A 6,211-nucleotide genomic window follows, 5' to 3' on the forward strand; every position below is an offset into this window, starting at 1 on the left:
GCCCGCAGCCGGCGCGGGCCGTGGCCCGCGGTCAGCGCGCGAACCAGCGCTGCGGCTCCGGGGCGGTGTTCTCGTAGATGTGCTTGGCCTGCCGGTACTCCGCGAGGCCCTCCTCGCCGAGCTCCCTGCCGATGCCGGAGCGTTTGAAGCCGCCCCACTCCGCCTGCGGCAGGTACGGGCCGAAATCGTTGATCCACACCGTGCCGTGCCGCAGCCGCCGCGCCACCCGCTCGGCCCGTGCGGTGTCCGTGGTCCACACGGCGCCCGCCAACCCGTAGTCGGTGTGGTTGCCGAGCCCGATCGCCTCGTCCTCGTCGGTGAAGCGCTCCACCGTCAGGATCGGGCCGAAGGTCTCCTCCTGCACGATGCGCATGTCCCGGGTGCAGTCGTCGAACACCGTCGGCCGGTAGAAGAACCCGTCCCGCAGGGCGGGGTCGTCCGGGCGCTTGCCGCCCGCGACCAGCCGCGCGCCCTCCTCGACGCCCAGCGCCACATACGCCTCGACCTTGTCGCGGTGCTCCGCGGACACCAGCGGGCCGCTCTCGGTGTCCGCGTCCAGCCCGTTGCCGAGCTTGATGCGCTCGGCCCGGGTGACCAGCTCGGCGACGAAGTCGTCGTGCAGCGAGTCCTCCACGATGAGCCGGGTGCCGGCCGAGCACACCTGGCCCGCATGGAAGAAGACGGCCATCAGGGCGTAGTCGATCGCGGCTTCGAAGTCGGCGTCGGCGAACACGATGTTGGGGTTCTTGCCGCCGAGTTCCAGCGCGATGTTCTTCATCGTGCCGGCCGCAGCGCGCATGATGTGCCGCCCCGTCTCCAGACCGCCGGTGAACGACACCAGGTCGACCTGAGGGCTCTCCACCATCGAGGCCCCGACCGTCGCCCCGGGGCCCAGCACCAGGTTGACGACACCGGGCGGCGCGCCCGCCTCCTCGATCAGCTCCACCATCTTCACGGTGCTCAGCGGCGTGATCTCACTCGGTTTCACCACCATGGTGTTGCCCGCGGCCAGTGCCGGCGCGACCTTCCACGACGCCTGGAGCAGCGGGTAGTTCCACGGCGCGATCAGCGCGCAGACGCCGAGCGGCTCGTGCACCACCCGGCTGCGGACGCGGAGGTCCCCGGCGTCCACCACCCGCCCGGAGTCCGCCTCGGCCTGCCCGGCGTAGTAGCGGAACACCGCCGTCACGTCGTCGACGTCGATCCCGCCCTCGGTGAGTGTCTTGCCGGTGTCCAACGTCTCCAGCCGGGCGATCTCCGCCCGGTCCCGCTGGAGGTACTCCGCCACCCGGTGCAGCAGGTCGGACCGCTGCCGTCCCGACCACGCCGGCCACGGTCCGCCGTCGAACGCCGCTCTCGCCGCCGCGACCGCGGCCTCCGCGTCCGCAGCGTCGCCCTCGTCCACCGTTCGGACCACGGACCGGTCATAGGGGTTGAGGACCTCGCGGGTGGCGCCGCCCGCGGCCGCCACCCACTTCCCACCGATAAACAGACTGGACATGTTCCTTGCTTTCCTGGTCGAGTCGAATGACGCCGTACCGCCGCACCGGGGAAGTCCTGCCGGGGAGTTGCCGATTTCCATCGTAGGCGTGCGGTGCGGCGAAGTGCCACGCGAACACGGCCGCCCCCGCGCGGCGTGGCCGGGCCGGACGGACCGGGCGGGCGCGGAACGGACGCGAGAATCAGCGGCGGATTGCGCATCGACTGTTGATCACGTCGAGTCACCGGCACATAATCGCCCTGAAACGGATAATGTTCCGGCTCGAGTCGGCGGCGACGAGAAATCTCGACGCAGGCGCGTCGCGACGAGCCGGCGGACCACCCGAAGCAGCCAGGTATTCCTTCCTGCCGACGGGACCGGTCCGCGTCGGCACCCCCCGCACGGGGGCGCCGACCAGGCACGGCGGAGGAACGACCCCTATCGGCGGCCGGGTGTCCGCCGTCCGCGGTCGCATTCCGCCGGCACCGTACACAGGAGGGACAAGACCGTGTCGACCGAAGGACAGAGCGGAAACGTCGCGGAGCACGAGGACGCCACGATCGCCGAAAGACCACCCGGGGAAAGCCGGCTCAAACCCGTCGTCTTCTTCGGTTCGTCGGCGCTGATCCTGGCCCTCTCCATTTGGGCGATCATCACGCCGAGCGGTGCCGAGAACACCATCGGAGTAGCGGTGGACTGGATCTCCACCGGATTCGGCTGGTACTACTTCCTCGCGGCCACGCTGTATCTGCTCTTCGTCCTCTACGTGGCCCTCTCCCGATACGGGACCATCAAACTCGGGCCGAAGCACTCCACCCCCGACTACGGCCTGTTCGCCTGGGCGGCCATGCTGTTCGCGGCGGGAATCGGAATCGACCTGATGTTCTTCTCCGTCGCCGGACCGGTCAGCCACTACCTGGCCCCGCCGGAGGGAGACCCGGAGACCATCGAGGCGGCCCGGCAGGCCGTCGTCTGGACCCTGTTCCACTACGGCATCACCGGCTGGGCGATGTACGCGCTGATGGGCATGGTGCTGGGCTACTTCGCCTTCCGCTACCGCCTCCCGCTGGCCATCCGCTCGGCGCTGTACCCGCTCATCGGCCGCCGCATCCACGGCAGGATCGGCGACACGGTCGACCTCGCGGCCATCATCGGCACCGTCTTCGGCATCTCGGTGTCCCTGGGCATCGGTGTGGTCCAGCTCAACTACGGGCTCGACGTGCTCTTCGGGGTGCCGCAGGGCACCCCCGCGCAGATCGGGCTGATCATCGTCGCCGTGCTCATGGCCACCGTCTCCGCGGTCGCCGGCGTCGACCGGGGCATCCGACGGCTGTCGCAGCTCAACGTACTGCTGGCCATCGTGCTGATGCTCTACCTGCTGTTCGCCGACAGCCCGATCCGGCTGCTCAACACCCTCATCCTCAACATCGGCGACTACGTCAGCCGCTTCCCGTCGATGACCCTCAACACCTTCGCCTACGACCAGCCGACGGAGTGGCTCAACGCCTGGACGCTGTTCTTCTGGGCCTGGTGGGTCGCGTGGGCGCCGTTCGTCGGACTGTTCCTGGCCCGGATCTCGCGGGGACGCACGATCCGGCAGTTCGTCGCCGCCACCCTGATCATCCCGTTCCTGTTCACGCTGACCTTCCTGTCCGTCTTCGGCAACAGCGCGCTGAACATCGTCCGGGAGGGCAACACCGAGTTCGGGAACACCGCGATGAACTTTCCCGAACAGGGCTTCTACGGGCTGCTGGAGCAGTACCCCGGAGCCACCTTCAGCGCCGGACTGGCCACCTTCGTCGGACTGCTGCTCTACGTCACCTCAGCGGACTCCGGGGCGCTGGTCATGAGCAACCTCAGCTCCCACCTGCCCACCCCGGTCACCGACGCCGCCCCCTGGCTGCGGATCTTCTGGGCGTCGGCGACGGGCCTGCTGACGCTGGCGATGCTGCTGGTCGGCGGGGTGACCGCGCTGACCAGCGCGACCATCGTCATGGGGCTGCCGTTCTCGTTCGTGATGTTCCTGATCATGTGGGGCCTCTACAAGGCGCTGCGCACCGAGGGCATGCGGGCGGAGGCGCTGACCACCTCGCTGCCGCTGTCACTGTCCGGCCGGACGACGCACCGCGGTGCCGCGGCGGGCCCGAGCTGGCGGATGCGCCTCGCCCGGGCGATGAGCTTCCCCGGCAAGCGGGCCGGCGCCAAGTTCGTCGACGAGATCTGCCGCCCAGCGTTCCGGGAGGTGGCCGAGGAGCTCCGCTCGCAGGGCGTGGAAGCCCTGATCACAGAGGAGCGCGACGAGGCGGTCGGCATCCCGCACGTGGAGCTGCGGGTGCCCATCGGCGACAAGGAGGAGTTCCTCTACCGGGTGTGGCCGATCGAGACGGCCACCCCCGCCTTCGCCACCCGCTCGGTCACCCAGCACGACACCTACGTGCGCTTCGAGGTGCACCTGGCCGAGGGCAGCCAGGGGTACAACGTCATGGGCTACGGCAGGGAGCAGCTCATCGGCGACATCCTCGACCAGTACGAGCGGCACCTGGAGTTCCTCCGGCTGCACCGGGAGGCGTCCGCCCGCTCGTCGCTGCCCGACCACCGGCCCGACACCGCCGAGGTCGACCTGCCCGAGGGAGAGCGCTGACACGGCGCAGCCCCGAGCGGTCGCCCGGCGGCGGGTGCGGCCCGGCCCTCCTGCCGGGCGCGTCCCGGGCCCGACGGCCGGGTGCGGCTCGGGCCGGGTGCGGGGAGTGACAGAATCGTCCCCGGACCCGGCCGAGCCGTGGCCGGTCCGAGGACGACGTCGAGGGAGACCCGCACATGGCACCGGCTGCCCCGCCCGGCATGGACAAGCCGCACTTCGTCGGAATCGGCGGAGCCGGCATGTCGGGCATCGCGAAGATCCTCGCCCAGCGCGGTGCCGAGGTCGCCGGCAGCGACGCCAAGGAGTCCGCCACCGTCGCCGCGCTACGGGAACTCGGTGCCACCGTGCACCTGGGCCACCGCGCCGACCACCTCGACCCGGCCAGCACCGCCGTGGTGGTCTCCTCCGCGATCCGCCCCGACAACCCCGAGCTGGCCGCCGCCGAACGGCTCGGCATCCCCGTGGTGCACCGCTCCGACGCGCTGGCCGCGCTGATGGACGGGCTGCGCCCGATCGCCGTCGCCGGCACGCACGGCAAGACCACCACCACCTCCATGCTCGCCGTCAGCCTGCGCACCCTGGGCCTGGACCCGTCGTACGCGATCGGCGGAGACCTCGACGAGCCCGGCTCCAACGCCCACCACGGCACCGGTGAGCTGTTCGTCGCCGAGGCCGACGAGAGCGACCGCAGCTTCCACCGCTACGCCCCCGACGTGGCGATCATCCTCAATGTGGAGCTCGACCACCACGCCAACTACGCCTCCATGGAGGAGATCCACGCCTCCTTCGAGACGTTCGTCGCCCGCGTCCGCCCCGGCGGCACGCTTGTCGTCTCCGCGGACCACGCCGGCGCCCGCGAACTCACCTCCCGGGTGCGCGGCCGGGAGGACCTCACCGTCGTCACCTACGGTGCGGCCGACGACGCCGACGTGCGGGTGCTCTCCGTCACGCCGCGCGGACTGACCAGCGAGGTCACCGCCGAACTCGGCGGTGAGCAGCTCACGTTCACCGTCTCCGTGCCCGGTGCCCACTACGCCCACAACGCGGTGGCCGCGCTCGCCGCCGGTGCCGCCGCGGGTGTCGAGGCGAAGGTGCTCGCCCCGGCGCTGGCCTCCTACACCGGGGTGAAGCGCCGTCTCCAGCTGATCGGCGAGGAGGCGGGCGTACAGGTGATCGACTCCTACGCCCACCACCCCACCGAGATGACCGCCGACCTCGCCGCCATCCGCGGCGCCGTCGCCGACCGGGGCGACAGCCGGGTCCTCGTCGTGTTCCAGCCGCACCTGTTCAGCCGCACCCAGGAGCTGGGCGCCGAGATGGGGCAGGCACTGGCCCTGGCCGACGCGTCCGTGGTGCTGGACATCTACCCCGCGCGCGAGGACCCGATCCCCGGCGTGACCAGCGCGCTCATCATCGACGCCGCACAGGCGGCCGGCGCCACCACCCGGGCCGCGCACACCATGGCGGAGATCCCCGAGCTGCTGGCCGGAATGACCCGGCCCGGTGATCTCGTTCTCACCATGGGAGCAGGTGACGTGACCGAGCTCGGCCCCGGAATCCTGGCCCGCCTGGCGAACGGAGACAACTGATGCCCTACGAGATCGACAAACCGGACGAGCAGTGGCGCGCCGAACTGAGCGCCGAGGAGTACCGGGTCCTGCGGAAGGCCGGCACCGAGCCCGCCTTTGTCGGGGAGTACACCGACACCAGGACGGAGGGCGTCTACAGCTGCCGCGCCTGCGGCAACGAGCTGTTCCGCTCCGACACCAAGTTCGAGTCGCACTGCGGGTGGCCGTCGTTCTTCGACCCGGCCGACTCCAACGCGGTGGAACTGCTCCAGGACACCTCGCTGGGCATGTCCCGCACCGAGGTCCGCTGTGCCCGCTGCGGCTCCCACCTGGGGCACGTCTTCACGGGTGAGGGGTATCCCACGCCCACCGACCAGCGGTACTGCATCAACTCCATCTCGCTCCGGCTGGAGCCCGCCGAGAGCTGAGGGCCGTCGCGCGGAAAGCAGGCGGCGGAACGACCCGCCCCCGTCGAGCGGCGGGGGCGGGAACGGCGGGCCGGGGGTGCCGGGCCGTGGCGGC

At 70.9% G+C, this 6,211-nt stretch carries 4 protein-coding genes; 3 read left to right on the forward strand and 1 reads right to left on the reverse strand.

Annotation, left to right across the window (positions count from 1 at the left end; all coding sequences use genetic code 11):
- Window positions 1-31: 31 nt before the first annotated feature.
- Window positions 32-1,501, reverse strand: coding sequence for an aldehyde dehydrogenase family protein (locus ACYVE9_RS12725; protein WP_461027918.1), 1,470 nt, complete (start codon window positions 1,499-1,501; stop codon window positions 32-34).
- A 487-nt stretch (window positions 1,502-1,988) separates the two neighbouring features.
- On the opposite strand from ACYVE9_RS12725, the gene betT reads away from it, so the two are divergent.
- From betT to msrB, 3 genes are all read left to right on the forward strand, one after another.
- A complete protein-coding gene (betT, locus tag ACYVE9_RS12730) occupies window positions 1,989-4,121 on the forward strand; it encodes a choline BCCT transporter BetT (protein ID WP_461027919.1) in 2,133 nt (710 codons plus the stop codon).
- Window positions 4,122-4,297: 176 nt separating this feature from the next.
- Window positions 4,298-5,710 carry a UDP-N-acetylmuramate--L-alanine ligase gene (gene murC / locus ACYVE9_RS12735; protein WP_461027920.1) on the forward strand — a complete coding sequence of 471 codons (1,413 nt, stop codon included), beginning with the start codon at window positions 4,298-4,300 and terminating at the stop codon, window positions 5,708-5,710.
- Window positions 5,710-6,117, forward strand: a complete 408-nt coding sequence (gene msrB, locus ACYVE9_RS12740; protein WP_461027921.1) for a peptide-methionine (R)-S-oxide reductase MsrB — start codon at window positions 5,710-5,712, stop codon at window positions 6,115-6,117. Before murC ends, msrB begins: the two co-directional genes overlap by 1 nt.
- The last annotated feature ends 94 nt before the right edge of the window (window positions 6,118-6,211 follow it).

The sequence above is a fragment of the Streptomyces sparsus genome, from assembly GCF_054776295.1.

Excerpts from the sequence above, each read along its gene's own strand:
- ACYVE9_RS12725 (WP_461027918.1), bottom strand. The coding sequence starts at position 1,501 with ATGTCCAGTCTGTTTATCGGTGGGAAGTGGGTGGCGGCCGCGGGCGGC.
- msrB (WP_461027921.1), top strand. The coding sequence starts at position 5,710 with ATGCCCTACGAGATCGACAAACCGGACGAGCAGTGGCGCGCCGAACTG.
- murC (WP_461027920.1), top strand. The coding sequence starts at position 4,298 with ATGGCACCGGCTGCCCCGCCCGGCATGGACAAGCCGCACTTCGTCGGA.